Annotated in this window: 1 pseudogene; it reads right to left on the bottom strand. The window is 64.6% G+C overall.

From position 1 onward, the window contains the following. Positions 1 to 1,841 (bottom strand): annotated as a pseudogene (gene gcvPA / locus DBR23_RS31155) (aminomethyl-transferring glycine dehydrogenase subunit GcvPA); the annotation flags it as partial. Positions 1,842 to 1,846: the final 5 nt, after the last annotated feature.

The raw sequence follows: 1,846 nt of genomic DNA, 5'->3' as shown, positions 1-1,846 counted from the left end.
GGGTTGGTACCGTGTGCACTGCTGGGGATCAGGCAGATGTTGCGGTGGCCTTCGCCACGCGATTCGTGGTAGCCCTTGATGGCCAGCAGGCCGGCATATTCGCCTTGCGAGCCTGCGTTGGGTTGCAGGCTGATGCCTGCATAGCCCGTGGCCTGGCACAGCCAGGCGCGCAGTTGCTCGTCCAGCTGCTTGTAGCCCTGTTGCTGGTCAGCGGGGGCGAAGGGGTGCACGTTGGCAAACTCGGGCCAGGTGATGGGGATCATCTCGCTGGTGGCGTTGAGCTTCATGGTGCACGAGCCCAGCGGGATCATGCTGCGGTCCAGTGCCAGGTCCTTGTCGGACAGCTGGCGGATGTAGCGCAGCATGCCGGTTTCGGAATGGTGGGTGTTGAAGACGGGGTGTGCGAGGTAGCTGCTGGTGCGGCGCAGCTCGGTGGGGATCAGCGGCTCCACGCCCTTTTCAAACGCATCGAAGGTGGGCAGCGCCTGGCCGTCCTTGGCGAAGATCTTCCACAGCAGCTCGATGTCGGCGCGCGTGGTGGTCTCGTCCAGCGAGATACACAGGTACTCTTCAAAGTAAATCCGCAGGTTGGCGCCCAAGCTGATTGCCTTGGTTGCTATGGATTGTGTAGCGCCCTGGGTGTGCAGGCTCACGGTGTCGAACGTGGCCTGTGCACGCACAGGCGCACCCAGCTGCTGCAGCCCTTGCGTGAGGATGGCGGTGTAGCTGGCCACACGCTGTGCGATGCGCTTGAGTCCTTCCGGGCCGTGGTACACGGCATACATGCTGGCGATCACGGCGGGCAGCACCTGGGCCGTACAGATGTTGGATGTGGCCTTTTCGCGGCGGATGTGCTGTTCGCGGGTTTGCAACGCCAGCCGGTAAGCAGGTTTGCCATGCACGTCCACACTCACACCCACCAGGCGGCCGGGCAGGCTGCGCTTGTATTCGTCGCGGCAGGCCATGTAGGCGGCGTGGGGGCCACCGGCGCCCATGGGCATGCCAAAACGCTGGGTGGTGCCCACCACGATGTCGGCACCTTGTTCACCGGGCGGGGTGATGAGCGTCAGCGCCAGCAGGTCGGCGGCCACGATGAAGGCGGCCTGCTTGGCATGCGTTTTTTCCACGTCAGCGCGCAGGTCGTCAATGCGGCCGCTGGTGGCGGGGTACTGGGCCAGCACGGCAAAGTAATCGCCGTCCAGCAGGGTGTTCCATTCCTCGGCCGAATTGGCCAGGCGCACTTCCAGGCCAAGGGGCTTGGCGCGGGTCTGGATGACTTCAATGGTTTGCGGGTGCGCGTCGCCTGCCACCACAAACACGTTGCTCTTGCTCTTGACCGAGCGCTTCGCCAGCGTCATGGCCTCGGCGGCGGCGGTGGCTTCGTCCAGCATGGATGCGTTGGCAATCGGCATGCCCGTCAGGTCGCACACCATGGTCTGGAAGTTGACCAGGGCCTCCATGCGGCCTTGGGAGATTTCGGCCTGATAGGGCGTGTAGGCGGTGTACCAGGCGGGGTTCTCCAGAATGTTGCGCAGGATGACGCCAGGCGTGTGCGTGCCGTAGTAGCCCTGGCCGATGAAGCTCTTGAGCAGCTGGTTCTTGCCCGCGATGGCCTTGAGTTCTGCCAATGCGGCCGCTTCGGTGAGCGGCGCAGGCAGGTCCATGCCCCGGCTGCGTGCAATGGAGCGCGGCACGATGGATTCGATGAGCGCACGGCGCGAGGCCTCGCCGATCACCGACAGCATGTGCGCTTCGTCGGCCGCGTCGATGCCGATGTGGCGGGGCAGGAATTCGGTGGCGTTTTCAAGCGCGCCAAGGGGGGGGGCGGATTGCATCAGCATGGGGC

Source organism: Acidovorax sp. HMWF018 (genome assembly GCF_003061035.1).
Lineage (GTDB): Bacteria > Pseudomonadota > Gammaproteobacteria > Burkholderiales > Burkholderiaceae_C > Acidovorax > Acidovorax delafieldii.
The sequence above is the reverse complement of the archived record's forward strand: the minus strand, read 5'-3'. Positions and strand labels throughout refer to the sequence as shown.